25 protein-coding genes are annotated in these 24854 nt (G+C 68.6%); 16 read left to right on the forward strand and 9 right to left on the reverse strand.

The genetic code is table 11. From position 1 onward, the window contains the following. From AC3WLF_RS16075 to gatC, 3 genes are all read right to left on the reverse strand, one after another. Positions 1-477, reverse strand: a complete 477-nt coding sequence (locus AC3WLF_RS16075; protein WP_492353005.1) for a hypothetical protein — start codon at positions 475-477, stop codon at positions 1-3. Beyond that, entirely contained in the window at positions 474-1979 is a 1506-nt protein-coding gene (gatA, locus tag AC3WLF_RS16080) for an Asp-tRNA(Asn)/Glu-tRNA(Gln) amidotransferase subunit GatA (protein ID WP_492353006.1), read from the reverse strand. The genes AC3WLF_RS16075 and gatA overlap by 4 nt, the downstream gene beginning before the upstream one ends. A 91-nt stretch (positions 1980-2070) precedes the next feature. After that, positions 2071-2370 (reverse strand): Asp-tRNA(Asn)/Glu-tRNA(Gln) amidotransferase subunit GatC, encoded by a 300-nt coding sequence (gatC, locus tag AC3WLF_RS16085; protein ID WP_035819367.1) that lies wholly within the window; start codon positions 2368-2370, stop codon positions 2071-2073. A 601-nt stretch (positions 2371-2971) separates the two neighbouring features. On the opposite strand from gatC, the gene AC3WLF_RS16090 reads away from it, so the two are divergent. From AC3WLF_RS16090 to AC3WLF_RS16120, 7 genes are all read left to right on the forward strand, one after another. Further along, on the forward strand, positions 2972-4015 hold the full coding sequence (locus AC3WLF_RS16090) for a rod shape-determining protein (RefSeq protein WP_008648066.1): 1044 nt from the start codon (positions 2972-2974) through the stop codon (positions 4013-4015). 196 nt (positions 4016-4211) lie between these two features. Next, the gene (mreC, locus tag AC3WLF_RS16095; protein ID WP_010811480.1) at positions 4212-5177 is read left to right on the forward strand and encodes a rod shape-determining protein MreC; all 966 of its coding nucleotides are present in this window, start codon (positions 4212-4214) and stop codon (positions 5175-5177) included. Further along, positions 5174-5686 carry a rod shape-determining protein MreD gene (gene mreD / locus AC3WLF_RS16100; protein WP_492353007.1) on the forward strand — a complete coding sequence of 171 codons (513 nt, stop codon included), beginning with the start codon at positions 5174-5176 and terminating at the stop codon, positions 5684-5686. Before mreC ends, mreD begins: the two co-directional genes overlap by 4 nt. Positions 5687-5739: 53 nt before the next feature. Next, a complete protein-coding gene (mrdA, locus tag AC3WLF_RS16105) occupies positions 5740-8046 on the forward strand; it encodes a penicillin-binding protein 2 (protein ID WP_492358495.1) in 2307 nt (768 codons plus the stop codon). 11 nt (positions 8047-8057) lie between these two features. Beyond that, entirely contained in the window at positions 8058-9200 is a 1143-nt protein-coding gene (gene rodA / locus AC3WLF_RS16110) for a rod shape-determining protein RodA (RefSeq protein WP_010811483.1), read from the forward strand. Positions 9201-9351: 151 nt separating this feature from the next. Next, positions 9352-10038: a DUF484 family protein gene (locus AC3WLF_RS16115; RefSeq protein WP_010811484.1), complete on the forward strand. Its 687-nt coding sequence runs from the start codon at positions 9352-9354 to the stop codon at positions 10036-10038. A gap of 25 nt (positions 10039-10063) precedes the next feature. Beyond that, complete coding sequence (locus tag AC3WLF_RS16120; protein ID WP_492358496.1) at positions 10064-11143, forward strand: tyrosine recombinase XerC; 1080 nt, start codon at positions 10064-10066, stop codon at positions 11141-11143. A 1-nt stretch (position 11144) separates the two neighbouring features. Here the strand turns inward: AC3WLF_RS16120 and AC3WLF_RS16125 are convergent, their stop codons facing one another. After that, complete coding sequence (locus AC3WLF_RS16125) at positions 11145-12101, reverse strand: transcriptional regulator GcvA (RefSeq protein WP_492320793.1); 957 nt, start codon at positions 12099-12101, stop codon at positions 11145-11147. A gap of 248 nt (positions 12102-12349) precedes the next feature. Between AC3WLF_RS16125 and AC3WLF_RS16130 the strand changes: the two genes are divergently transcribed. The 9 genes from AC3WLF_RS16130 (at position 12350) to pcp (ending at position 19837) form a co-directional block, all read left to right on the forward strand. Further along, complete coding sequence (locus AC3WLF_RS16130; RefSeq protein ID WP_492358497.1) at positions 12350-12718, forward strand: DUF2917 domain-containing protein; 369 nt, start codon at positions 12350-12352, stop codon at positions 12716-12718. 170 nt (positions 12719-12888) lie between these two features. After that, positions 12889-13644, forward strand: coding sequence for a lipoyl(octanoyl) transferase LipB (gene lipB / locus AC3WLF_RS16135; RefSeq protein ID WP_492320817.1), 756 nt, complete (start codon positions 12889-12891; stop codon positions 13642-13644). Positions 13645-13684: 40 nt separating this feature from the next. Next, entirely contained in the window at positions 13685-14680 is a 996-nt protein-coding gene (gene lipA / locus AC3WLF_RS16140) for a lipoyl synthase (RefSeq protein ID WP_010811489.1), read from the forward strand. A 241-nt stretch (positions 14681-14921) separates the two neighbouring features. Next, on the forward strand, positions 14922-15569 hold the full coding sequence (gene pxpB, locus AC3WLF_RS16145) for a 5-oxoprolinase subunit PxpB (protein ID WP_010811490.1): 648 nt from the start codon (positions 14922-14924) through the stop codon (positions 15567-15569). Next, a complete protein-coding gene (locus AC3WLF_RS16150) occupies positions 15566-16585 on the forward strand; it encodes a 5-oxoprolinase subunit C family protein (RefSeq protein ID WP_492320791.1) in 1020 nt (339 codons plus the stop codon). The genes pxpB and AC3WLF_RS16150 overlap by 4 nt, the downstream gene beginning before the upstream one ends. Before the next feature lie 55 nt (positions 16586-16640). Next, positions 16641-17381: a 5-oxoprolinase subunit PxpA gene (pxpA, locus tag AC3WLF_RS16155; protein WP_492320790.1), complete on the forward strand. Its 741-nt coding sequence runs from the start codon at positions 16641-16643 to the stop codon at positions 17379-17381. 100 nt (positions 17382-17481) lie between these two features. Continuing rightward, positions 17482-18210 carry a DUF969 domain-containing protein gene (locus tag AC3WLF_RS16160; protein ID WP_492320789.1) on the forward strand — a complete coding sequence of 243 codons (729 nt, stop codon included), beginning with the start codon at positions 17482-17484 and terminating at the stop codon, positions 18208-18210. A 10-nt stretch (positions 18211-18220) separates the two neighbouring features. Next, positions 18221-19171 carry a DUF979 domain-containing protein gene (locus tag AC3WLF_RS16165; protein ID WP_492320788.1) on the forward strand — a complete coding sequence of 317 codons (951 nt, stop codon included), beginning with the start codon at positions 18221-18223 and terminating at the stop codon, positions 19169-19171. 15 nt (positions 19172-19186) lie between these two features. Beyond that, on the forward strand, positions 19187-19837 hold the full coding sequence (gene pcp, locus AC3WLF_RS16170; RefSeq protein WP_492353298.1) for a pyroglutamyl-peptidase I: 651 nt from the start codon (positions 19187-19189) through the stop codon (positions 19835-19837). A gap of 3 nt (positions 19838-19840) precedes the next feature. Here the strand turns inward: pcp and AC3WLF_RS16175 are convergent, their stop codons facing one another. The 5 genes from AC3WLF_RS16175 to AC3WLF_RS16195 form a co-directional block, all read right to left on the reverse strand. Further along, complete coding sequence (locus AC3WLF_RS16175) at positions 19841-21091, reverse strand: VanZ family protein (protein ID WP_492320786.1); 1251 nt, start codon at positions 21089-21091, stop codon at positions 19841-19843. A gap of 19 nt (positions 21092-21110) precedes the next feature. Further along, positions 21111-21740, reverse strand: coding sequence for an ABC-type transport auxiliary lipoprotein family protein (locus AC3WLF_RS16180; RefSeq protein ID WP_492320785.1), 630 nt, complete (start codon positions 21738-21740; stop codon positions 21111-21113). A 70-nt stretch (positions 21741-21810) separates the two neighbouring features. Beyond that, positions 21811-22752 (reverse strand): MlaD family protein, encoded by a 942-nt coding sequence (locus AC3WLF_RS16185; protein WP_492320784.1) that lies wholly within the window; start codon positions 22750-22752, stop codon positions 21811-21813. Further along, positions 22749-23603: an ABC transporter ATP-binding protein gene (locus AC3WLF_RS16190; protein ID WP_492353297.1), complete on the reverse strand. Its 855-nt coding sequence runs from the start codon at positions 23601-23603 to the stop codon at positions 22749-22751. The genes AC3WLF_RS16185 and AC3WLF_RS16190 overlap by 4 nt, the downstream gene beginning before the upstream one ends. Beyond that, positions 23600-24736, reverse strand: a complete 1137-nt coding sequence (locus AC3WLF_RS16195; RefSeq protein WP_492357220.1) for an MlaE family ABC transporter permease — start codon at positions 24734-24736, stop codon at positions 23600-23602. The genes AC3WLF_RS16190 and AC3WLF_RS16195 overlap by 4 nt, the downstream gene beginning before the upstream one ends. Positions 24737-24854: the final 118 nt, after the last annotated feature.

Below are 24854 nucleotides of genomic sequence, written 5' to 3' on the forward strand. Positions count from 1 at the left end.
TCAGCGCGTGCGGGCGCAGGCGCCGCTGCCTGGCTCGAACATCACGGGCCAGGCTTCTTCGTAGATGCCGGGGGTGCAGCGCTGCTGGCAGTTGGCGTGCGCCAGCGTAACGCGGCGCGGGTCCTGCCAGACCATCAGCTTGCAGCCGCTGCCGTCATTGGCGCGCAGCTCGATATGCGGCTTCTTCTGGACCTGGCGGAAGTCAGCGAGGTTGAAGCTGCACGAGCCGCGCTTGCCTACCCACAGCTTCCACGACAGCTGCTGCACGCTGTTGTCCGACACGCGCAGCTGGGCGTCTTCGCGGAAGCCGTCTTCCTCGGTGCGGCGGCAGTCGCCGGCCAGGTCGATGTCGCGGCTGGCGATTGGAGCGGGCCGGCCCAGCCCGCCCGGCAGCGGGATGCAGCCGGCCACCGCCGCGGCGAGCGCGGCCGCGGCCATCAGGCGCAGGGTCAGCGGGGAGCGCGCGGTCATGTTCATGCCTTGCCGGGACGGCGCAGGTGCCAGTCGGTCGCCTGCTGGAACGCGTGCGCGGTCTGCAGCAGGCGCGCCTCGTCGAAGTAGTTGCCGATCAGCTGCAGGCCCACCGGCATGCCGGCCTCGCCGAAGCCGCACGGCACGCTCATGCCGGGCAGGCCGGCCAGGCTGGTGGACAGCGTGAAGATGTCGGCCAGGTACATCTGCACCGGGTCCGAGGTCTTCTCGCCCAGTTTCCACGCCACCGTCGGCGCCACCGGCCCCATGATCACGTCGCACTGGGCGAAGGCGCGCTGGAAGTCGTCGGCGATGATGCGGCGGATCTTCTGCGCCTGCAGGTAGTAGGCGTCGTAGTAGCCATGCGACAGCACATAGGTGCCGACCATGATGCGGCGCTTGACCTCGGCGCCGAAGCCTTCGGCGCGGCTCTTCTTGTACATGTCGAGCAGGTCGCGGTATTCGGCCGCGCGGTGGCCATAGCGCACGCCGTCAAAGCGCGACAGGTTGGACGAGGCCTCGGCCGGCGCGATCACGTAGTACACCGGGATCGACAGCTCGGTCTTGGGCAGCGTCACCTCGACCAGCGTGGCGCCCAGCTTTTCATACTCGGCCAGCGCGGCGCGCACGGCCTGCTCGACGTCGGCCGACAGGCCCTTGCCGAAGTATTCCTTCGGCAGGCCGATGCGCAGGCCTGCGAGCGGGCGCTCGGCAGTGGCGCCGGCGCGCGGCTGGCCCAGCAGGCGGGTGTAGTCCTCGTCCACGCCGCCCTGCGCGGGTGTGATGCTGGTGGAGTCCCTGGGGTCGAAGCCGGCCATGGCGTTGAGCAGCAGCGCGCAGTCTTCGGCGCTATGGGCCATCGGGCCGGCCTGGTCCAGCGACGAGGCGAAGGCGATCATGCCGTAGCGCGACACGCGGCCATAGGTCGGCTTGATCCCGGTGATGCCGGAGAACGACGACGGCTGGCGGATCGAGCCGCCGGTGTCGGTGCCGGTGGCGGCGGGGGCCAGGCCGGCGGCCACGGCCGCGGCCGAGCCGCCCGACGAGCCGCCGGGCACGCGGCTGGTGTCCCAGGGGTTGCGCACCGGGCCGAAATGCGAGTTCTCGTTGGACGAGCCCATCGCGAACTCGTCCATATTGGTCTTGCCCAGCGTGACCATGCCGGCCGCGGCCATGCGCTCGACCACGGTGGCGTCGAACGGGCTTTCATAGTTGGCCAGCATCTTCGAGCCGGCGGTGGCACGCCAGCCGCGCGTGACGAACACATCCTTGTGCGCGATCGGCACGCCGGTCAGCGGCGCGGCCTCGCCGCGGGCGCGGCGCTCGTCGGCGGCGCGCGCCTGCGCCAGGGTCCGCTCGGCATCGACGTGGATAAACGCGTTGAGCGCGGCGGCCTGCTCGATGCGGGCCAGGTACTCGCGTGCGAGTTCCTCGGCGGAGACGGAGCGCGCGGCCAGCGCATCGGCTAGCTGGCGCAGGGAGGTCACGGAATCAGCGGAAAAGGGCATGACAGTCGGTTGGCATCAGGGGTGGCGTACTGGCGGGTGGCCGGCGCCGGACAGGCATGCACGGGTGCGTCGGGTCCGGGCCGGGCGGCGGTCATTCGATGACCTTGGGCACCAGGTACAGGCCGTCTTCGGTGGCCGGCGCGGGGCGCTGGTAGTCGGCGCGGCGGTCGGATTCGGTGACCACGTCCTCGCGCAGGCGCTGGACCATGTCGCGCACGGCAGACAGCGGGTGGGCCAGCGGCTCGATGCCGGTGGTGTCGACCGCCTGCATCTGCTCGACCAGCGAGAAAAAGTTGTTCAGCTGCGCAAGCGTCTGGGCGGCCTCGTCATCGCTGGTTTCGATGCGGGCCAGGTGGGCGATGCGCTTGACGTCGGATAGAGCGAGGGCCATGGCGTGGTGGTTCGGATGCTCGGATGCGGGGGGCACGGGCTGCGCCGGCGGCTGGCTCATGGGGCGGCTGCGTCGCACGGCCCATGGCCTGACCGGGGGCGCCGGAGTGGCGCCCCGGAGTCGTCGGAATTACAGGTATTTTCAGGCTGTAAACGCCCGAAGCAGCAGGAATTATAAGGTATCATTGCGAGTTACCGACCCTTGGCAACGCTTACGCCACATGGCCGCAAGCCGGCCGCTGGCAGGCGCGCCTGCGCCTGGCATCCTCAGGCGCCCGAAGGGCGGACCTGGGTCCTCTGATTAGGCCTCTGCAGCCGGCCAGCGCATGTCGCAGTGATTCGATATGGTGCGCCGGTGCCTGCACATTTCCGCGAACTTTTCCGCGGGGTCTAATCAAAGGTTCCCGTAGGGCCGGCGCGCGCGGTGCGCCGGCGATTGCCGTTCCCATTCCATCCCGGCCCGGGCAGCCCCGTGCCGGACGGCGGGCGGACCGGGAAGCCGGGAACCATTCCGTATTCAACACAACGTATTTCGTGGCCGGGCCGTTCGCGGTGCCGGCCGCTTCGCCTACCCGCGAACACCACCACAGACAGGATTCCTGATGTTCGGATTTCTCCGCAGCTACTTCTCCAACGACCTGGCGATCGACCTCGGCACCGCCAACACGCTGATCTACATGCGCGACAAGGGCATCGTGCTGGACGAGCCCTCGGTCGTCGCGATCCGCCAGGAAGGCGGCCCCAACGCCAAGAAGACCATCACGGCGGTGGGCAAGGAAGCCAAGCAGATGCTGGGCAAGGTGCCGGGCAATATCGAGGCGATCCGCCCGATGAAGGACGGCGTGATCGCCGACTTCACCGTGACCGAGCAGATGCTCAAGCAATTCATCAAGATGGTGCACGACAGCAAGCTGCTGCGCCCGAGCCCGCGCATCATCATCTGCGTGCCGTGCGGCTCGACCCAGGTCGAGCGCCGCGCCATCCGCGAATCGGCGCTGGGCGCCGGTGCCAGCCAGGTCTACCTGATCGAGGAGCCGATGTCGGCCGCGATCGGCGCCGGCCTGCCGGTGTCCGAGCCGTCGGGCTCGATGGTGGTGGATATCGGCGGCGGCACCACCGAGGTGGGCATCATCTCGCTGGGCGGCATGGTCTACAAGGGTTCGGTGCGCGTGGGCGGCGACAAGTTCGACGAGGCCATCGTCAACTACATCCGCCGCAACTACGGCATGCTGATCGGCGAACAGACCGCTGAAGCGATCAAGAAGGAAATCGGCTCGGCCTTCCCGGGCTCCGAAGTCCGCGAGATGGAAGTCAAGGGCCGCAACCTGTCCGAAGGCATCCCGCGCGCCTTCACCGTGTCGTCCAATGAAATCCTCGAAGCCCTGACCGATCCGCTGAACCAGATCGTGTCGGCGGTGAAGATCGCACTGGAACAGACCCCGCCCGAACTGGGCGCCGACATCGCCGAACGCGGCATGATGCTGACCGGCGGTGGTGCGCTGCTGCGCGACCTGGACCGCCTGCTGGCGGAAGAAACCGGCCTGCCGGTGCTGGTGGCCGAAGACCCGCTGACCTGCGTGGTGCGCGGCTCCGGCATGGCACTGGAACGCATGGACAAGCTCGGCAGCATCTTCTCCTACGAGTAAGAAGGACGCTCACGTGGCGATGCGCGGCCTGCCGGATCCAGCGATCAGGGCGGCGTCGCGGCGCCTCATCCGCCGGGGCCAGGCCCTGGCAGTTCCCGCCGCCCGGCCTTGCCGCTCCCGTCCCCGCAAGGGACCCGGGCGCGGCACGGCGGGCGGCGGGGCGTTTCCGCGTGGGCTTCGGCCTTTGTTCGGGTAAATGGATTACTCCCCTCCGCCGCTCTTCAAGCAAGGCACCTCGGCTGTCGCCAGGCTGGTCCTGTACGTGGGTATCGCGCTGGCGCTGCTGGTGGTCGATGCCCGTTTCGACGCGCTCAGCGTGGGCCGGCAGGTTGCCGCCACCGTGCTGATGCCGGTCGAACGCCTGGTGCTGACGCCGCGCGACGCGCTGCGCACGATGTTCGACTATGCGCAGTCGTCGGCGATGCTCGCCACCGAAAACCGCGAACTGCGCCAGAACGCCGTGCAGCAGGCCCAGGCCTCGGTGCGCCAGGCGCAGCTGGAGTCCGAGAACAACCAGTTGCGCAAGCTGCTCGGGCTGGCGCAGCAGTCGGCCACGCCGGTAACGGCCGCCGAGATCCTGTATGACGCGCGCGATCCCTACACCCAGCGCATCGTGATCGACAAGGGTAGCCAGCACGGCCTGCGCGCCGGCTACCCGGTGATCGACGAGCGCGGCGTGGTGGGGCAGGTCACGCGCGTGTCGCCGTTCCAGTCCGAGGTGACGCTGCTCACCGACAAGGACCAGGCCATCCCCGTGCAGGTGGTGCGCAACGGGCTGCGCAGCGTGGCCTTCGGCGGCGCGCGCGCGGGCCAGCTGGACCTGCGCTTCATGGCCGCCGCCGCCGACCTGCAGCAGGGCGACCTGCTGGTGACCTCGGGCCTGGACGGCACCTACCCGCCGGGCCTGCCGGTGGCAAAGATCGTCCATATCGAGCGCAAGGCCGATACCGCGTTCTCGCGCGTGTACTGCGAGCCGGTGGCCGGCGTGCGCGCGCACCGCCTGCTGCTGGTGGTGCGCTACGACGCGGCCATTCCCGCGCGGGAAACGGTCGAGGCCAAGCCGGAGGCGCCGGTCAAGGGCGCCAAGTCCGCTGCGGCACGCGCTGCCGCCGATAGCGCAGCGGCTGCCAAGGCCGCGCCCGCCAAGGAGGCACCACGGTGACCAATCCCCAATACCTGCTGCGGCCGGTCAATCCCGCCTTTATCGCCTTCAGCTTCGTGCTGGCGTTCCTGTTCAACCTGATGCCCTGGGGCACCACGCTGTGGGTCCCCGACATGGTGGCGCTGGTGCTGGTGTTCTGGAACATCCACCAGCCGCGCAAGGTGGGCATGGGCGTGGCCTTCCTGCTGGGCCTGCTGATGGACGTGCACGATGCCCGGCTGCTGGGCGAGCACGCGCTGGCCTACACTCTGCTGGCCTACTTTGCCATCACCATCCACCGCCGCGTGCTGTGGTTCACCGTCTATACCCAGGCGCTGCACGTGCTGCCGCTGCTGTTCATCGTGCACGCGGTGCCGGTGCTGATCCGGCTGGCCATGGGCGCGCCGCTGCCGGGCTGGCATCTGCTGCTGGCACCGGCGATCGAGGCGCTGCTGTGGCCGCTGGCCACCAGCCTGCTGCTGGCGCCGCAGCGCCGTTCGAGCGATGTCGACGAGACCCGTCCGATCTGACGCCGCACGCACCTGACCGCACCTAAACGCTCATCCCTGGCCAACGCAGTACCATGACCGAAATCCGCAACGTCGAACTGGAAATCGGCCGCTTCCGCATCCGCGTGGCGGCCGCGGCCCTGTTCACGGTGATCTGCTTTGGCCTGCTGTTCACGCGCTTCCTGTGGCTGCAGTGGTACAAGCATGACCAGTACTCGGCCAAGGCCGAGGACAACCGCATCTCGGTGGCGCCGATCGAGCCCAACCGCGGCATCATCATGGACCGCAACGGGATCGTGCTGGCGCGCAATTATTCGGCGTACACGCTGGAGATCACGCCGTCCAAGCTGACCGATACGCTGGACAACACCATCGAGAGCCTGTCAGGCCTGGTGGATATCCAGCCGCGCGACCGGCGCCGCTTCAAGCGGCTGATGGAAGAATCGCGCAGCTTTGAAAGCCTGCCGATCCGCAGCCAGCTGAGCGACGAGGAAGTGGCGCGCTTCTCAGCGCAGCGCTTCCGCTTCCCGGGCGTGGATGTGCGCGCGCGGCTGTTCCGGCAGTACCCGCTGGGCGAATCGGCTTCGCACGTGGTCGGCTACCTGGGCCGCATCTCGCAGCGCGACCAGGAACGCATCGAGGCCATGGACGAGGCCAACGATGCCGACGGCGCCAAATACGATCCGCGCAAGGATGCCGACAACTACAAGGGCACCAATTACATCGGCAAGATCGGCCTGGAGCAGAGCTACGAGAGCGAGCTGCACGGCCTGACCGGTTTCGAGGAAGTGGAAGTGAGCGCGGGCGGGCGCCCCATCCGCACGCTGTCGACCTCACCCGCCACGCCTGGCAACAACCTGATCCTGTCGCTGGACATCCGCCTGCAGCAGCTGGCCGAGGCGCTCTACGGCAACCGCCGCGGCGCACTGGTGGCGATCGAGCCGTCCACCGGCGACATCCTGGCCTTTGTCTCCAAGCCGACCTACGACCCCAACCTGTTCGTCGAAGGCATCGACACCAATACCTGGAACGAGCTCAACAACTCGCCCGACAAGCCACTGCTGAACCGCCCGCTGCGCGGCACCTACCCGCCGGGCTCGACCTACAAGCCGTTCATGGCGCTGGCCGCGCTGACCACCGGCAAGCGCACCGCGGCCTGGGGCATGTCCGACCCCGGCTTCTTCACGCTGGGCAACCATACCTTCCGCGACGACAAGCCGGGCGGCCATGGCTGGGTCGACATGCACAGCTCGATCGTGCATTCGTGCGACACCTACTACTACGCGCTGGCGCGCGACATGGGCGTCAACGGCATCCATGACTTCATGAAGCCGCTGGGCTTCGGCCAGATCACGGGCATCGACATCGAGGGCGAAAGCCGCGGCATCCTGCCGTCCACCGACTGGAAGCGCAAGGCATACCGCAAGCCCGAGCAGCAGAGGTGGTACGACGGCGAGACCATCTCGCTGGGCATCGGCCAGGGCTACAACAGCTTCACCATCCTGCAGCTGGCGCAGGCCACCTCGGTCATCGTCAACGACGGCAAGGTGATGAAGCCCCACCTGGTCAAGGCCGTGGAGGACGCGGTCACGCGCAAGCGCACGCTGACCGTGCCCAAGGAAAGCTACACGATCCCGCTCAAGCAGGCCGACATCAACGTGATCAAGCGCGCCATGGTGGCGGTGACGCATTCCGGCACGGCCGCGCGCGTGTTTGCCGGCGCCGCCTATGAGTCGGCGGGCAAGACCGGCACGGCGCAGACCTACAGCCTGGCCAAGGGCGAGAAGTACAACCACCACGCGCTGGACGAGCGCAAGCGCGACCACTCGCTGTACACGGCCTTCGCGCCCGCGGACAACCCCAGGATCGCGATTGCGCTGATCGTCGAGAACGCCGGCTTCGGGGCGGCGGTGGCCGCGCCGATCGCGCGCAAGGTGATGGATTACTACCTGACCGGCAAATGGCCTGCGGAGCTGGAGGCGATCGCGCCGCCGGAAGCCGAGCGCATGGCGGGCCGCCCGCCGGTGGCTACGCCGAGCGTGTTCACCACCGGCCAGACCGCCAGCATTGCCAGCGCCACGGTGATGTCGAGCGGCAGCGCACCGGCCAGCGGCGCGGCCGCCAGCGCGGTCGCCGCGGCGTCGGGCGCGCGTGCCGGGGCGTCTGACGCGATCGCGGCGGCGCTGGACCCGGCCGCGATCGCACCGGCCTCGGCCGTGCAGACGCTGGATGAACGCATGCTGCAGGCGCTGGGCCACAGCAAGCCGAAGGTGCCGCCGCCGGCTTCCGCGCCGGTCGTGCCGGCCAAGGCGCCCGCGCCCAAACCACGCGTCAAGCCCGTGGCTGCCAAGGCAGCCAGCGGTGCCGACGCCACTCGCTGAAGGAGACGCGCATGGATCGACGCCGCGTCCTGTCCCTGATCAAGACCGCGCTGACCGGTTTTGACAAACCACTCTCGCTGATCGTCTTCCTGCTGTTCGCCACCGGCATCGTGGCGCTGTACTCGGCCGCCATTGACATGCCGGGCCGGGTCGAGGACCAGCTGCGCAATATCCTGCTGTCTTATGTGGTGATGATCGTGATCGCCTACCTGCCCACGCAGACGCTGATGCGGGTGGCGGTGCCGATCTACACGGTCGGGGTGGCGCTGCTGATCGCGGTGGCCATGTTCGGCCTGATCCGCAAGGGCGCGCGCCGCTGGCTCTATGTCGGCATGGTGATCCAGCCGTCCGAGATCATGAAGATCTCGATGCCGCTGATGCTGGCCTGGTATTTCCAGAAGCGCGAGGGCGTGATCAAGTGGTTCGACTTCGTGGTGGCGCTGGGGCTGCTGCTGATCCCGGTCGGCCTGATCGCCAAGCAGCCTGACCTGGGCACGGCACTGCTGGTGATGGCCGCGGGCGTGTACGTGATCTACTTCGCCGGCCTGTCGTGGCGGCTGATCCTGCCGCTGCTGGGGCTGCTGGTGGTAGCGATCACGCTGCTGATCACGTTCCAGAACGATATGTGCGCGCCGGGCGTGAACTGGCCGGTGCTGCACGACTACCAGCAGCACCGCGTCTGCACGCTGCTGGACCCCACCAGCGATCCGCTCGGCAAGGGCTTCCACACGATCCAGTCGATCATTGCCATCGGCTCCGGCGGGGTCGAAGGCAAGGGCTGGCTCAAGGGCACGCAGACGCACCTGGAATTCATCCCGGAAAAGCACACCGACTTTATCTTCGCGGTGTACTCGGAAGAGTTCGGCCTGATCGGCAATGCGGTGCTGCTGGTGCTGTACCTGCTGCTGATCTTCCGCGGCCTGTTTATCGCGGCCAATGCGCCGACGCTGTTCTCGCGGCTGCTGGCGGGATCGATCACGCTGATCTTCTTCACCTATGCCTTCGTCAACATGGGCATGGTCAGCGGCATCCTGCCAGTGGTGGGCGTGCCGCTGCCGCTGATGAGCTATGGCGGCACCGCGCTGGTGACGCTGGGCGCGGGCATCGGCATTCTGATGAGCATTTCGCGGCAGAAGCGGCTGATCCAGACCTAGTGTCCTGTTCTGCAAATACCTTGCCATGAAATTTTGGCAAGTTACTTGCGGAACAGGACACTAGCGCAGCCTGTAAAAAGGGGGCCGCGGCTGTGCCGCCGGTCCCCTTTGCTAAACTGCCACCCACTTTACCTCTACCGGTCCACGCCCCATGAACGCCCAAGACGTTGCCGCCTACCTGCAGAGCCACCCCGAATTCTTCGAAGAACACGCCGAGCTGCTGGCCGCGGTGCAGCTGACCAGCCCGCACAGCCACCGCGCCGTGTCGCTGCAGGAACGCCAGATGGAAATCCTGCGCGAGAAGAACAAGGGCCTGGAGCTGCGCCTGGCGGACCTGGTCCGCCACGGCCATGACAACGACCGCACCCAGCAGCGCATGCATGCCTGGCAGCTGCGCCTGCTGGCCGAGGCCGATTCGCACGCGCTGCCCTATGCGGTGCAGGACGGCCTGCAGCAGGTGTTCGATGTGCCGGCGGTGGCGCTCAGGCTGTGGGATGTGGCCGAGCAATACGTCCATATGGAAGTGGCGCAGGGCGCCAGCGAAGACCTGCGCATCTTTGCCGAAGGCCTGCGTGCGCCGTACTGCGGCAGCAACGGCGGCTTCGAGGCCGCGGGGCTGCTGGAGCGCGACGATATCACCTCGCTGGCGATGGTGACGCTGCGCGTGCCGGTGCGTGCCGGCGATGCCGAGGCCGGTGCCGACGTGCGCGGCGCAGCCTTTGGCCTGCTGGTGCTGGGCTCGCCCGATCCGCGCCGTTTCCACGAAGGCATGGGCACCGCCTACCTGTCGCAGATCGGCGAAGTCGCCGGCGCCGCGCTGCACCGGCTGCGCGACTGAGGCGCGGCGGCCCACGCCTGACGCCATGACTGCACGCCGGCCGCCCCGCAGCGTGGTTGCGGATATCGCTCCTGCCAGCGACGGCCCGCCGCCGGCACCCGAGCCGCTGGTCACGCGCTACCTGGACTGGCTGCGCGGCAGCCGCAAGCTGGCCGAGCACACGCTGACCAGCTACAGCCGCGACCTGCGCGTGCTGCAGGGGCACGCGGCGCGTTATGCGCCCGGCGTGGCCCTGCTGGCACTGCAGACCCACCATATCCGCAACTTTGCCGCGCGGCTGCATGGCGCCGGGCTGGTCGGCACCAGCATCGCGCGCACCTTGTCGGCCTGGCGCGGCTTCTTCCAGTGGGCGGCGCGCCACGGCCATGGCGTCACGGTGAACCCGGTCGACGGCGTGCGCGCGCCGCGCTCTGGCCACGCGCTGCCCAAGGCCCTGTCGGTCGAACATGCGGTGGCACTGGTCGCGCATCCTGCCGGCACGGATGCCCAGGCACTGCGTGACCATGCGGTCCATGAGCTGTTCTATTCAAGCGGGCTGCGGCTGTCCGAGCTGGTGCAGCTGGACCTGCGCTATGCCGATGCCGACGGCTACCGCTCCAGCGGCTGGCTCGACCTGGCCGGGGCGGAAGTCACCGTGACCGGCAAGGGTTCGCGCCAGCGCTCGGTGCCGGTCGGCAGCAAGGCCATCGAGGCGCTGCACGCCTGGCTGGCGGTGCGCGACACGATGCTGCGCCCCGGCGCCTTGCCGGAAGATGCCCACGCCCTGTTCCTCGGTCCGCGCGGGCGGCGCCTGTCGATGCGCACCGTGCAGTTGCGGCTCAAGCAGCAGGCGCTGCGCGCCGGCGTGCCGGCCGATGTGCATCCGCATATGCTGCGGCATTCGTTTGCCACCCACGTGCTGCAGTCGTCGGGCGACCTGCGCGCGGTGCAGGAGATGCTGGGCCATGCCAGCATCTCGACCACGCAGGTCTATACCGCGCTCGATTTCCAGCATCTGGCGAAGGTCTACGACAAGGCCCATCCGCGGGCCGGCCGGGCGCGCGCCACGCCGGCGGCGGACGCAGCCGCCGATCCTGCTGACTCCGGCGAAGCGCCGGAAGACTAGTTCACTCCCACTGCGCCAGCACCTCGCGGAAGCGCTCGATCTCGGGCAGCAGCCAGCCGCGGAATGCCTGCACCTTGGGCAGGTTCAATGAGCCCGGCGCGCATACGAAGTACAGCAGCCATGGACAGGGGATGCTGACATCGAACAGCCGCACCACGCGCCCGGCCAGCAGGTCGTTGTAGGCCAGCGAGGAGCGGATCAGCGCAATGCCCTGGCCTTCGGACGCGGCCTGCAGCAGCAGCGAGGAATCTTCCAGCAGCAGGCCCTTGCGCGGCTCGGGCCAGCCCAGCCCGGCGGCCTCGAACCACGGCTTCCACGGATCGCCCTCGCCGCGCAGCAGCGGCAGCCCCGCCATGTCCTGCGGCCGCCCGGGCAGGCGGCCGCCATTGAAGCCGGGGCTGCAGACCGGGAAGAAGACATCGTCCAGCAGCCGTTCCACGTACAGGCCGGGATAGTCGCCGCTGCCCATGCGCAGCGCGATATCGACTTCCTCGTGCGCAAAGTTGACCAGCGTGTTCGACGACAGCAGCTCGACATCCAGCTCCGGGTGGCGCTCGATAAAGCTGCCGATGCGCGGCGTCAGCCAGCGCGCGGCAAACGACGGCATGGTGCTGATGGTGAGGCGCTTGTCGCGGTTGCCGGCCTGCAGCGCGCGCGTGGCATCGGCGATCTGCAGCAGCGCGTCACGCACGCGCTCGGCATAGAGGCGCCCCGACGGCGTCAGCGCGACGCGCTTGCCGTGGCGCTCGAACAGCGGCATGCCCAGTTCGTCTTCCAGCGCGCGGATCTGGTGGCTGACCGCGCCGTGCGTGACAAACAGCTCCGTGGCCGCGCGCGAAAAGCTCTCGTGCCGCGCCGCGGCCTCGAAGGCGCGCAGCGCGGTCAGCGCCGGCAGGCGCGGCAGCTCGCGGTGCCAGCCGCGCGGCAGGTCCTTTTCCCAGGCACTTTTCCAGGCCATGGTGGTCTCCAGGCGGTCGTGTGTATGTGAGTTTGTCTAACAAGAACAAAGAAAATATATCGTTTTGATAGTGGTCGGGCAATCACTAATATTCCATCACCGGCCCCCGCAGTAGTCATTTACTTCACGGCGATATTCATAGGATTTAACTGGCCTGGTCCCCTTGCCGGGCCAGTTCCGGTGCCCCGCCGCGAATTCGTACTGTGTCTGGCGTATCCCCGCCGAGGCCGGCTGAACGGAGAACCACCATGAAAACCGTGCTCACAACGACCGTGTTCACCCTGAATCCTGGCGAAGTCACCACGCTGTCGGTGCATGCTGCCCAGCGCCTGCATGTCGAAGAGGCCCGCGGCACCGACGTATGGCTGACCCGCGAGAACGATTCGGAGGACTACTGGCTGCGTTGTGGCGGCAGCCTGCTGCTGCGCTCCGGTGACGAGGTGGTGCTGAGCGTTGACCCGCGTGCGCCGGAACCAGTGCGCCTCGCCCTGATCGCGGAAGCGCGTCGCCCGGCGCTGGCGCTGGCTGATGTGCCGCACCTGGTGTATCGCAGCCTGCGCCGTCTGGTTCGAGGCACCGAATGGACGCCTAACCAGGACCAGGTCACCGCATCCTGAGCCGAAGCCCGGCGGGGCATCGTCCGCATCACACCGCGGTCGCGGGCATCTGCGCCTGGTCTGGTCGCGTGACGCATCGGACGATTCCCGCCGGACCACGCCCTGAGCGGGCAGCAGAAGTGACCGAGGCAGGGCCGGCGCAAGCCGGCCCTTTTCGTTACACTCTCGCCATGCATCCGATTCAAGTCATCGAACGCGGCCGCGAGGACTATCAGCCGTGTTTCGACGCGATGCGCGCCTTCACCGCCGCACGCACGCCCGAGACGCCCGACCAGGTCTGGCTGGTCGAGCATCCGCCGGTCTACACCCTGGGCCAGGCGGGCGACCCCGCGCACCTGCTCGCCCCGGACGACCAGATTCCCGTCGTGCAGATCGATCGTGGCGGGCAGATCACATATCACGGTCCCGGCCAGGTCGTGGCCTATTTGCTGCTCGATCTGCGCCGCCGCCGCCTGATGGTGCGCGAACTCGTGCACGGCATCGAGCAGGCGGTGCTGGACACGCTCGCGGCGTATAATCTCGCAGCCGAACGCAAGCCCGGCGCCCCCGGCATCTATTTGTCCAACGGGCCGCGCCAGGGCGCCAAGATTGCCGCGCTCGGCCTCAAGATCCGCAACGGCTGCAGCTACCACGGCGTCAGCCTCAACGTGCAGATGGACCTGTCGCCGTTCCTGCGCATCAATCCCTGCGGCTATGCCGGGCTGGAAACAGTCGACATGGCCAGCGCGGGCGCCACCTTCGCGGCGGCGGATGCCAACGGCGCCCCCTTGCCCGTGACCGCGGCACAACAACCGGAAATCGCACAGCGCCTGGCGGCAGCATTGTGCGAGGTGCTGGCAGCGCACGAAGCCCGTGCGCTGGCTGCCGAAGGAACTGCCGCCCCGGCTGAAGCGAAGCAGCCGGGTGAGACGGCCCCGGCCTCCTAGTCAAAAGCGAAATGCACGCTGAGCGCGTGCGGAGAAATGTATGAGCGACGCCCTGATCGCCACTTCCAGCGAAGCCCCGCAGTCCCCCGCGGAGCAGTATGACCCGACCCGCAAGCAGAAGTCGGCCGACAAGACCGCACGCATCCCCATCAAGATCGTGCCGGCCGAAAAGCTCAAGAAGCCGGACTGGATCCGCGTCAAGGCCGCCACTGGCAGCTCACGCTTCTACGAGATCAAGGACATCCTGCGTGCCAACAACCTGGTGACGGTGTGCGAGGAAGCGAGCTGCCCCAACATCGGTGAATGCTTTGGCAAGGGCACCGCCACCTTCATGATCATGGGCGACAAGTGCACGCGCCGCTGCCCGTTCTGCGACGTCGGCCACGGCCGTCCCGATCCGCTCGACGTGAACGAGCCGGGCAACCTGGCCCGCACCATCGCCCAGCTCAAGCTGAACTACGTGGTGATCACCAGCGTCGACCGCGACGACCTGCGCGACGGCGGCGCCCAGCACTATGTCGACTGCATCTCGCAGACGCGCGAGCTGTCGCCCGCCACCCGCATCGAAGTGCTGGTGCCCGACTTCCGCGGCCGCCTGGACAAGGCGCTGGACATCCTGCAGGCGTGCCCCCCGGACGTGATGAACCACAACATGGAAACCGTGCCGCGCCTGTACAAGCAGGCCCGCCCGGGCGCGGACTATGAGCACTCGCTCAAGCTGCTGCAGGAATTCAAGCGCCGCAACCCCAACGTGCCGACCAAGTCCGGCCTGATGGTGGGCCTGGGCGAGACCGACGAGGAAATCCTCGAAGTCATGCGCGACATGCGCGCCCACGATATCGACATGCTGACCATCGGCCAGTACCTGGCGCCGTCGAACCACCACCTGCCGGTGCTGCGCTACGTCCATCCCGACACCTTCAAGATGTTCGAGGAAGAGGCTTACAAGATGGGCTTCACCCACGCTGCGGTGGGGGCGATGGTGCGCAGTTCGTACCATGCTGACCAGCAGGCGCATCAGGCGGGGTTTGCCTGAACGACAGCGTTGCACACTGATCGAGCAGAGACGGCCGGGATTTCCCGGCCGTTTTTCTTTGGTGCCCGGCCATGGTGCAGCCGGTCGCAGTGGCCCTTGCGCCCCTAGGGTCAATCCTGACTGTTTCTCCTCGTCTCATTTCGATATGATGAATTCATCGATAAATTATCGATGAAATACAAGCACGTCACATTCCGGCTTGCCTGCCTAAACTGGTAGCAAGTGCGCTACCGGGAATCTCATGAACTGCACCGTCCACCGACTCGCCGAGCAGGCGCTGCTGTACAGCGTGGCTCCCCCCGCCTCGCTGGAAGTCCAGCGCCGGATCTGGGCGATGGCTGCCCGGGCCGAGGACTGGCGCGGGGTGGTGGACGTGGTGCCGGGCATGAACAATTTGACCGTGATCTTCGACGGCAGCGCCGATGTGGACGCGCTGGAGCGCAACCTGAAGCTCGCCTGGGCCTCCGGCGAGGCGCGCAATGCCACCGGCAAGCTGGTGGAGATCCCGGTGCGCTACGGCGGTGAGCATGGCCCGGACCTGGGCGATGTGGCGGCCCATACCGGGCTGACGCCGCGGGAAGTGGTGCGCCGCCACGCTGCCGGCGAGTACGTCGTCTACTTCCTGGGTTTCCAGCCGGGATTTGCCTATATGGGCGGGCTGGCGCCGGAGCTGGCCACGCCGCGCCGGCGTGAGCCGCGGGTGGCGGTGCCGGCCGGGTCGGTCGGCATTGGCGGCGAGCAGACCGGGATCTATCCGGCGGTGCTGCCGGGCGGCTGGCAGCTGATCGGGCGCACCGATGCCGAGCTCTTCGTGGCGGACCGGGATCCGCCGTCCCTGTTTGCGCCCGGCGATACCGTGCGCTTTGTTGCCGAGGAAATCATCGCGTGATCGAAATCATTCGTCCCGGTGCGCTCGCCTCGGTGCAGGACCTGGGCCGTACCGGCTTTCGCCGTTTTGGCGTGGGCCGTTGCGGGGCCATGGACATGCTGGCGGTGGAGGTGGGCAACCGCCTGCTCGGCAATGCGCCGGGCTGCGCCGCCATTGAATTCACGCTGGGCCGCGCCGCGCTGCGCTTCCATGCCGATATGCGCGTGGCGCTGGCTGGTGCCGAATGCGGCGCCAACCTGGACGGCGTGCCGGTGTGGTCGTGGCATGCCTTTGACGTGCACAAGGGCGAGACGCTGACGCTGCCGTCGACGCGCGGCGGCACGCGCGTGTACCTGTGCGTGGCGGGCGGCATCGAGGTCGAGCCGGTGATGGGCTCGCGCAGCACCGACCTGAAGTCAGGCTTTGGCGGGCTGGGCGGGCGCGCGCTGCAGGAAGGCGACCGCCTGGCGGCGGGGCGCCCGGGGCTGGCGGCCGAGACCGACTGGATCGGCGTGCAGGCGCCGGCGTGGGCCCTGCCCGCCAGCATCGCGGGCAAGGCCACGCCGGTCCGGATGCTGCCGGGGCCTGAATATGAAGACTTCGACGCGGCCTCGCAGGCCGCGCTGTGGCAGGCCGACTGGACCGTCACGCCCAACAGCAACCGCATGGGGCTGCGCCTGAACGGGCCCGCGCTGGCGCGGCGCGCCGAGCGCAGCGCCGACCTGCTGTCGCATGGCGTGGTGCCGGGCGTGATGCAGGTGCCGCCGGGCGGCCAGCCGATCGCGCTGATGGCCGATGCGCAGACCACCGGCGGCTATCCCAAGATCGGCGTGGTGATCGGCGCGGACCTGTGGCGGCTGGCGCAGGTGCCGCTGGGTGCGCCGGTGCGTTTCGTGCAGGTGACGCTGGCGCAGGCAGAGGCGGCGCAGGCCGAGCTGGAGCGCTACCTGCGCCAGATCGACCAGGCGCTGCGGTGGCAGGGCGATGGCATGCCCATCGCCGCGCGGCGGCGCGCACGCACGCGCGTGGCGGCATAGGCGCGCACGCGCAACATCAATCGGGCGACGCAGTGCGCCGCACAGGAGAATGGCAATGCAGATCGATTTGAACGCTGACCTTGGCGAAGGCTGTGCCAACGACGAGGCGCTGCTGGCGCTGATCAGTTCGGCCAATATCGCATGCGGCTGGCACGCGGGCGACGCGGCCACCATGCTGCAGACGGTGAAGTGGGCGCTGGAGCGCGGCGTGGCGATCGGGGCGCACCCGAGCTACCCGGACCGCGAGAACTTCGGCCGCACCGAGATGCAGCGCGACCCGGAACACGTCTACGCCGACGTGCTGTACCAGATCGGCGCGCTCGACGCGATCGTGCGCGCGCAGGGCGGCGAGCTGCATCACGTCAAGCCGCATGGCGCGCTGTACAACCAGGCCGTGCGCGACCCCGCGCTGGCCCGCGCCATCGTGCGCGCGGTGCGCGACTTCGATGCCGACCTGGTGTTCTTCGGCCTGGCCGGCAGCCAGATGATCGATATCGCCAAAGAGGCCGGCCTGCGCGTCAAGCAGGAGGTCTTTGCCGACCGCGGCTACAACCCCGACGGCACGCTGGTCAAGCGCGGCACGCCGGGCGCGCTGCATGAGGACGAGGAAGTCGCCCTGAACCAGACCCTGACCATGGTGCGCGAGAAACGCGTGCGCGCCATCGACGGCACCTGGGTACCGATTCAAGCCGAAACCGTGTGTCTGCACGGCGACGGCGCCCACGCGCTGGCCTTTGCGCGGCGCATCCGGGAACGGCTGGGCGCGGAAGGCATCGCGGTCCGCGCCGGCGACTGAGCACTCCGTCTCAACCGCCAGCATCCACTGCGGCCGGCGCCGTCGTGCGCTGACACGGCTGCCGTCCGCTCGCCTCCGTCACATTCGTTTGGTGTCTCTTATGGAACAGGCAGTCAATCTCTGGCCCCTTGTCGGGGTCGGCGTCATCATCATCGGCTTCGTGCTGCGCTTCAATCCCATGCTGGTGGTGGTGCTCGCCGCGCTGGCCACGGGGCTGGCCGCGCCGATGCCGCTGATGCAGATCTTCTCGGCGATCGGCACCGCCTTCGTCAAGGCGCGCAACCTGCCGCTGATCATCCTGCTGCCGCTGGCCGTGATCGGCCTGCTGGAGCGGCACGGGCTGCGCGAGCATGCGCAGGCATGGATCGCGCGCATTGCCTCGGCCACGGTTGGCCGCCTGCTGATCGTCTACCTGGGCGTGCGCGAGCTGACCGCCGCGATCGGCCTGACCAGCCTGGGCGGGCACCCGCAGATGGTGCGCCCGCTGCTGGCGCCGATGGCCGAGGGTGCGGCCGAGAACCGCTTCGGCCACCTGCCCGAGCCGGTGCGCCAGCGCGTGCTGGCGTTCTGCGCCGCCACCGACAATGTCGGCCTGTTCTTTGGCGAGGACATCTTCGTGGCCTTCGGCGCGATCGCGCTGATGCATACCTTCCTGCTGTCGTCGAACATCGACGTGGAGCCGCTGCATATTGCCGTGTGGGGCATCCCCACGGCGATCTGCGCCTTCCTGATCCACGCCGTGCGCCTGAAGCGCCTGGACCGCTGGCTCGAGCGCGAACTGGGCGGCAAGGCCGCCGCGGCCGCCGTGCCTGCCAAGAGCGCGGAGTAAGGAGCCCGCCATGATCGTTTCCATCGAATATCTCTACTGGCTCGCCGGCCTGGTGCTGGCGATCACCGCGCTGATGACCTTCGCCGACCGCGAGCATCCGCGCCGCCTCAGCACCGGCCTGTTCTGGCTGCTGTACGCGATCGTGTTCCTGATTGGCGACCGGCTGCCGCCGGCCGCGGTCGGCATCGGCGCGGTGGTGATGGCGCTGATTGCGGGCTTCGGCGGCGTCGGCCACGGCAAGCACCACAGCCTGCCCGAGGAAGAACGCCGCGCCAGTGCGCGCCGCCTGGGCAACAAGCTGTTCATCCCGGCGCTGCTGATCCCGCTGGTGACGGTGATCGGCACCATGCTGTTCAAGGACGTCAAGATCGCCGGCCTGCCGCTGCTCGATCCCAAGAACGTGACCTTTGTCTCGCTCGGGATCGGCTGCCTGATCTCGCTGGCGGTGGTGTGCTGGCTCACGCGCGACACCGTGGCGCAGGGCCTGCGCGAGTCGCGCCGGCTGACCGAGTCGCTGGGCTGGGCGCTGGTGCTGCCGCAGATGCTGGCGATGCTGGGCCTGGTGTTCGCCGACGCGGGCGTGGGCAAGGCCGTGGCGCACCTGTCCACCGCCTATATCAACATGGACTACAAGCTGGTGGCGGTGGCGGTCTATTGCGTCGGCATGGCGCTGTTCACCGTGATCATGGGCAACGGCTTCGCGGCCTTCCCGGTGATGACCGGCGGCGTGGGCGTGCCGATCCTGGTCGGCATGTTCGGCGGCAACCCGGCGGTGATGGCGGCGATCGGCATGTTCTCGGGCTATTGCGGTACGCTGATGACGCCGATGGCGGCCAACTTCAATATCGTGCCGGCGGCGCTGCTGGAACTCGACGACAAGAACGCCGTGATCCGCGCGCAGGTGCCGACCGCGCTGGCGATCCTGGTGGCCAATATCGCGCTGCTGTACTTCCTGATGTAACCGCGGAGCCCTGCCATGCGTACTGTGCTGCTGACCGGCTTCGAGCCGTTCGAGAATGAACCGATCAATCCCTCATGGGAGGCCGTGCGCGTGCTCGACGGCGAGCGCGTGGGCGACGCGGTGATCGTGGCGCGGCAGCTGCCGTGCGTGTTCGGCGCGGCGATCGATACCATCGGCGAGCTGGTCGACGTGCTGGGGCCCGCGCTGGTGATTGCCGTGGGCCAGGCCGGCGGGCGCGCCGAAATGTCGGTGGAGCGCGTGGCGATCAATGTCGACGATGCGCGCATTGCCGACAACGCCGGCGCCCAGCCGATCGATACCGCCATCGTCGCGGGCGGCCCGGCCGCCTACTTTGCCACGCTGCCGATCAAGGCGATGGTGCGCGACATGCGCGCGGCGGGCGTGCCGGCCTCGGTGTCGCAGACCGCCGGCACCTTCGTCTGCAACCATGTCTTCTATGGGCTGATGCACCGGCTGGCGCAGCAGCCGGATGGCGACGTGCGCGGTGGCTTTATCCATATCCCCTACCTGCCCGAGCAGGCGGCGCGCCATCCGGGCCAGCCCAGCCTGGCGCAGGAAACGCTGGTGAAGGGATTGCGCGCGGCGGTGGCGGCGGCGCTGTCGACCCGCGCCGATGTGCGCGAGCAAGGCGGGCAACTGCATTAGTGCCTATTCCTGCGTACCGGCCGCGGCCGCCTCACGGCGCGCCGCGGCTTTTTTCATGGCATGGCGGCGCAGGCTGACCTGTTCGAAGCGCCAGGTCACATAGCAGAACGCCAGGAATGGCCACAGCCAGCCCAGCCATTGCGCCAGGCTGTTGAAGTGGATGAAGCGGCCCATGCGCCAGCCTTGCTCCGAGATCCACGCATAGGGGTTGGATGGCAGCACATTGGTCAGCACCACCAGCACGATCAGCGCCACCATTGCCAGCACCGCGCGCAGCCAGCGCGGCAGGTACAGCAGCAGCGCCAGCACCAGCGAGCTGGTCAGCAGGGCAAAGCGGCCGCCCTCGGACAGCCAGACAAAGGCGCTCTCGGACGGAAACTGCAGTTCGGCCGCGGTGGCCTTGAGCAGCAGCGCCGCGGCCAGCAGGCCGGCCAGGATGCGCAGCATCGGCGCGCTGCGGCGCATCGCGATCGAGGCGAACAGGCCGGTGCCGACCCAGCTGCTGGCGGTCACCAGCGATTCCAGCAACTGCTGGCTCTGCATGTCCTCGGGCCGCAGGCCGATATGGTCCTGCCAGGCCTCAAGCTGCGGGAACACCATCTGCAGCGCCTGCATCGGCCAGGACTCCGGGTCGGTCAGCCATTCGCGCACGATGCCGCCCATGCCGAACAGGTGTTCTTGCGGAAACACCTGCGCAAACGGCCACAGCAGCAGCAGGATGATGGCAAAGCTGGCGTGCGGCTCGAACCACGCATGGCGCAGGCGGGTCAGGCGCCCGTCGTCGATCAGGGCCCGGGTGAACGGCGCCACCACCGCGCCTCCCAGCAGCGCGCCCAGCGCATTGGTGATCAGGTCGATATTGGAAGAGATGCGGCTTGGCAGCCAGGTCTGGAAGGCCTCCATGCAGGCCGCCAGCAGCGTCCCGGCCACCAGCGCCACCAGCGTGGCGCGCCCGCCCGACATGCGCGGATGCAGCGACAGCACCACCAGCGCGCCGAACGGGAAGTACCCCAGCACATTGGTCAGCAGATCGAAGTCGGTGATGTAGCGCGGCTTGGGCGCGCTCAGGAAGGCAAACGGCGAAACGCCGTTGTCGACCCAGCCCGAGAACGGGTACAGGCTGGCGTACACGACCAGCAGCGTGAAGCAAATCAGCCCCACCCGGGCCAGCGGCGAGTGCTGCGGGCCGGAGGCTTCCGGCGTTGACTGAGCCGCCGGGGGCGGCGCGGAGGGCGGCGGGGGAGCCGGCTCCATGGCATTTCTCCTTGCGTGTCTACTTTAGCTGCAGCGTGCCGATCCAGTCGAGCAGCGCCGCGATCACCGCGTCGCTGGCCTCGGCCAGGGCCTTGACGCCGCCGGCGCCATCGGCGCTGGCAGCGGGCCGGCGTGCCTCGAAGGTCTGCTGGCCGAGCATGCCATGCTGGAACACCGTGGCGCGCAGCCGCACCACGCCTTCGCTGGTGGTGGCGCTGTCGAACACCTGGTCGAACTCGATCAGGTCCACCTTCAGCGCCGGCACGCTGCTGTCGCCGAACCAGCTCAGCGTGCCGCGCGCGGCCACGGCCTCGCGCAGCCGCTCGTCGAACAGGCGCGTGGGCGACATCACCCAGCGCTGCGTGGCGTAGGCCTGCAGGCGCTGCGCCTGCGCATACTGCAGCCGGTAGAAGAGGGCGTTGCCATCCAGCCAGTTGGGCCCGTCGGTCTGCGCCACGCGCAGTTTGGGCAGCCGCGCCGGCGCAGGGTTCCCGTTGCCGGGTGGGGTGGCGGCCGGCGGGCCGAGGTCGTAGGTGACGGTGGGGTCGTTGCCGCGCGTCAGCGCGCAGCCTGACAGCGCCAGCCCCGCGGCGGCCAGCAGCAGGGCGGCCTGGAGACGGGAGCGCGCGGATCGGAGCAAGCGTGGCATCTCGGTCGCAGGGTTCACGGCGGTATCTCGCGGTTGGCGGTATCGGGTGAGGGGCGGCATGCGGGCCGCGCTACGGTGCGCTGAAGCCCGGCTCGCCCGGACCCGGCGCGGGCGCGGGCGCGCCGAACAGCACGCTGCTCGGGCTTTCGTTGAACTGGCCGGCGGCGCGCTCGAAGGTGCGCGCGGTCTGGCGCGCGTCGCGGGCCAGGCCATTGAGCTGCGGCAGGGTCTCTTCGCTGAAGGTGCCCGCCGCGGACTGCACCGACGAGGCCGCGCCCTGCAGGTCGCGCCCGACGCTGTCGACGGTGCGCATCACCGTGCCGTTGGGGTTGGCCAGCTCCTGCGTCAGGCGCCGGGTCGATTCCAGCGTGGCGTTCAGGTTCTCGGTCACCTTCGGCAGCCGGTTGGCGGCCGGGCCCAGCGAATCGGACAGCCGCGAGTAGTCCTCGGCGGTCTTGCGCACCGAGCGGATCGCGGCCATCAGTTCGGCGCGGTTGGCGCCCTGGAACATGTCGTTGAGCGAGGCCATCAGCGTTTCAGTCTGGGTTAGCAGCGAATCGCCGCGCTTTTCCAGCTCTTCGAAGAAGCCGGGGCGCATGGCGATGCGCGCCACCGCCTTGGGCGAGGTCGGCAGCGGCGGCGAGGCCGTGGCGCCGTCGTGCGTAGCGCTGTCGTCCAGCTGCACGTAGGCGATTCCGGTCACGCCCTGGAAGCCCAGCGTGCCATAGGTGGTGCGCGTGATCGGCGTGTCCTTGTTGACGTTGACGCGCACAATGATCTGGCCCGGCACCTGCGGGTCGAACTTGATCGACTCGACCTTGCCCACCGCAAGCCCGCGGTATTTCACATCGCCCTGCGGCTGCAGACCGTTGACGGTGGAGCGTGTGATCAGGTCATACGGCACGCGCACCGCGTGGTCGGTGCTGAACCAGAAGATCGCGAACAGCACCAGCACGGCCAGGCCGATGGTGAACACGCCGGCAAGGAATGCGTGTGACTTGTTTTCCATCATGCTTCTCCAGGGGGCGGCGCATCCGGCTGCGCGTGCAGCTGCAGCGCCTGCATGGCGCGCTGGGCGCGCTCGCCCAGGAAATACTCGCGGATGAAGGGGTGGTCCACCTTCACCACTTCAGGGATCGGCGCCGCCGCGATCACCTTGTGGTCGGCCAGCACCGCGACGCGGTCGGACAACGCCACCAGCGTGTCCAGGTCGTGCGTGATCATCACCACGGTCAGGCCCAGTTCGCGGCGCAGTTCGCGGATCAGCGCCACGTAGTCGTCCGAGGCCATCGGGTCCAGCCCGGCGGTGGGCTCGTCCAGGAACAGCAGCTCGGGCTCCAGCGCCAGCGCGCGCGCCAGCGCCACGCGCTTGATCATGCCGCCGGACAGGTCCGACGGCATCTTGTCGGCATCGCGCGCCGACAGGCCCACCAACTGCAGCTTGAGCAGCGCGGCCTGGCAGATCAGGTTGTCGGGCAGCGCGCGCAGCTCACGCAGCGGCAGCGCGATATTGTCGATCACCGACAGCGCCGAGAACAGTGCGCCGCGCTGGAACTGCAGCCCCCAGCGGTTGCGCAGCGCCTGCAGCTGCGCCGGGCGCAGCCGGGTCGGGTCCTCGCCGAACACCTTGATGCTGCCCGAGGTGGGCCGCTCCAGCCCCACGATCTGGCGCAGCAGCACGGTCTTGCCGCTGCCGGACCCGCCCACGATCGACAGCACCTCGTCGCGGTAGACGTCCAGGTTCACGTGGTCATGCACCATGGCCTTGCCGAAGCGCTTGACCAGGTTGCGCACCTCGATGACCGGGGTGCGGTCCTTTTGGACCTTCCCGTCCTGGGTGGCGGTAGCTGGCGCGGCGCTCACAGGCCCACGTCCTTGAACAGGACGGCGAAGACCGCGTCGGCCAGGATCACGATGGTGATCGCGGTCACCACCGAGGCGGTGGTGCCTTCGCCCAGGCTTTGCGTATTGGGCTTGATGCGCAGCCCGAAGTGGCATGCCGTCAGGGCGATCAGGATGCCGAACACCACGCCCTTGCCCAGCCCCAGCCACAGGTTGGCTACCGGCACCGCATCGGGCAGCTCGCGCAGGAAGAAGGTGGCACTGATGCCCAACTGCATGCGCGCGGCCAGCATGCCACCGGCCAGCGCCATCACGTCGGTCCACGCCACCAGCAGCGGCATGGCGATGGCCAGCGCGATCACGCGCGGCATGATCAGCCGGAAGCCGTGCGAGATGCCCATCACGCGCATCGCGTCGAGCTCCTCGGTCACGCGCATCACGCCGATCTGCGCGGTGATGGCCGAACCCGAGCGCCCCGCGATCAGGATCGCCGCCAGCACCGGGCCCAGCTCGCGGATCACCGCCATGCCCAGGATGTTGACGATAAAGGTGCTGGCGCCGAAGGTGCGCAGCTGGTTGGCCGACAGGTAGGACAGCACGATGCCGATCAGGAAGCCGACCAGCGCGGTGATGCCCAGCGCCTTGTAGCCCACGTTGTAGATATTGGCCGAGATCTCGCGCCATGGGCCGCGCTGCGGCACGCCCGCAAAGCGCAGCAGGTCGAAAGCGAGCTGGCCCAGCATGGTGATGCCGCTGCGCAGCTGCGCGCCGAACGACAGCACGTTGGCGCCGAACAGCGTGACCGGGTTGAAGCGGTCCACCATGTGCTTCTTCCAGCCCTCGTCGTGCACCGCGGCGATGCGCTCGAACACGCGGCGCTGGCCGTCGGTGGCATCCAGCTGCTGCGGCAGCTGGCCGTTCCAGGCCTGCCACAGCAGATGCGCGCCGATGTGGTCCAGCCGCTCCACGTCTGCCAGCGACCACTGCGCGCCGTCCTGCGCCTGCGCCAGCTCGCGCAGTTGCGCGCGCAGCTGCCGCGCCTGGCGGCAGCCGGCCAGGGCGAGCGCGGTCCAGTCGCCACGCAGCGCTACGCTGACGGTTCCGTCCCCGCGCGTGATATGGAAGTCTGGCGTCGTCTGGCGTTCCAAGGGCATGCGATGTGATGGCCGAGTCTCGATTCTAAGCCACCCGCCCCGCTGGCGCGACCGCGCCGTGCCGAGGCGGCGGCGCGGCTACAATGCGGCATCTGCCGCAGGCAGCCGGGCCGCACCC

The sequence above is a fragment of the Cupriavidus sp. FW306-01-F10A genome (assembly GCF_058782785.1).

What these genes read in the sequence shown, in the direction of transcription:
- gatC (WP_035819367.1), bottom strand. Translation starts at nt 2,370, where the DNA reads ATGGCCCTCGCTCTATCCGACGTCAAGCGCATCGCCCACCTGGCCCGC.
- gatA (WP_492353006.1), bottom strand. Translation starts at nt 1,979, where the DNA reads ATGCCCTTTTCCGCTGATTCCGTGACCTCCCTGCGCCAGCTAGCCGAT.
- AC3WLF_RS16125 (WP_492320793.1), bottom strand. Translation starts at nt 12,101, where the DNA reads ATGGCCTGGAAAAGTGCCTGGGAAAAGGACCTGCCGCGCGGCTGGCAC.
- lipA (WP_010811489.1), top strand. Translation starts at nt 13,685, where the DNA reads ATGAGCGACGCCCTGATCGCCACTTCCAGCGAAGCCCCGCAGTCCCCC.
- AC3WLF_RS16175 (WP_492320786.1), bottom strand. Translation starts at nt 21,091, where the DNA reads ATGGAGCCGGCTCCCCCGCCGCCCTCCGCGCCGCCCCCGGCGGCTCAG.
- pxpA (WP_492320790.1), top strand. Translation starts at nt 16,641, where the DNA reads ATGCAGATCGATTTGAACGCTGACCTTGGCGAAGGCTGTGCCAACGAC.
- AC3WLF_RS16180 (WP_492320785.1), bottom strand. Translation starts at nt 21,740, where the DNA reads ATGCCACGCTTGCTCCGATCCGCGCGCTCCCGTCTCCAGGCCGCCCTG.
- mreC (WP_010811480.1), top strand. Translation starts at nt 4,212, where the DNA reads ATGGATTACTCCCCTCCGCCGCTCTTCAAGCAAGGCACCTCGGCTGTC.
- AC3WLF_RS16160 (WP_492320789.1), top strand. Translation starts at nt 17,482, where the DNA reads ATGGAACAGGCAGTCAATCTCTGGCCCCTTGTCGGGGTCGGCGTCATC.
- AC3WLF_RS16195 (WP_492357220.1), bottom strand. Translation starts at nt 24,736, where the DNA reads ATGCCCTTGGAACGCCAGACGACGCCAGACTTCCATATCACGCGCGGG.
- AC3WLF_RS16130 (WP_492358497.1), top strand. Translation starts at nt 12,350, where the DNA reads ATGAAAACCGTGCTCACAACGACCGTGTTCACCCTGAATCCTGGCGAA.
- AC3WLF_RS16185 (WP_492320784.1), bottom strand. Translation starts at nt 22,752, where the DNA reads ATGATGGAAAACAAGTCACACGCATTCCTTGCCGGCGTGTTCACCATC.
- lipB (WP_492320817.1), top strand. Translation starts at nt 12,889, where the DNA reads ATGCATCCGATTCAAGTCATCGAACGCGGCCGCGAGGACTATCAGCCG.
- AC3WLF_RS16075 (WP_492353005.1), bottom strand. Translation starts at nt 477, where the DNA reads ATGAACATGACCGCGCGCTCCCCGCTGACCCTGCGCCTGATGGCCGCG.
- AC3WLF_RS16120 (WP_492358496.1), top strand. Translation starts at nt 10,064, where the DNA reads ATGACTGCACGCCGGCCGCCCCGCAGCGTGGTTGCGGATATCGCTCCT.
- AC3WLF_RS16115 (WP_010811484.1), top strand. Translation starts at nt 9,352, where the DNA reads ATGAACGCCCAAGACGTTGCCGCCTACCTGCAGAGCCACCCCGAATTC.
- pcp (WP_492353298.1), top strand. Translation starts at nt 19,187, where the DNA reads ATGCGTACTGTGCTGCTGACCGGCTTCGAGCCGTTCGAGAATGAACCG.
- mrdA (WP_492358495.1), top strand. Translation starts at nt 5,740, where the DNA reads ATGACCGAAATCCGCAACGTCGAACTGGAAATCGGCCGCTTCCGCATC.
- pxpB (WP_010811490.1), top strand. Translation starts at nt 14,922, where the DNA reads ATGAACTGCACCGTCCACCGACTCGCCGAGCAGGCGCTGCTGTACAGC.
- AC3WLF_RS16090 (WP_008648066.1), top strand. Translation starts at nt 2,972, where the DNA reads ATGTTCGGATTTCTCCGCAGCTACTTCTCCAACGACCTGGCGATCGAC.
- rodA (WP_010811483.1), top strand. Translation starts at nt 8,058, where the DNA reads ATGGATCGACGCCGCGTCCTGTCCCTGATCAAGACCGCGCTGACCGGT.
- AC3WLF_RS16165 (WP_492320788.1), top strand. Translation starts at nt 18,221, where the DNA reads ATGATCGTTTCCATCGAATATCTCTACTGGCTCGCCGGCCTGGTGCTG.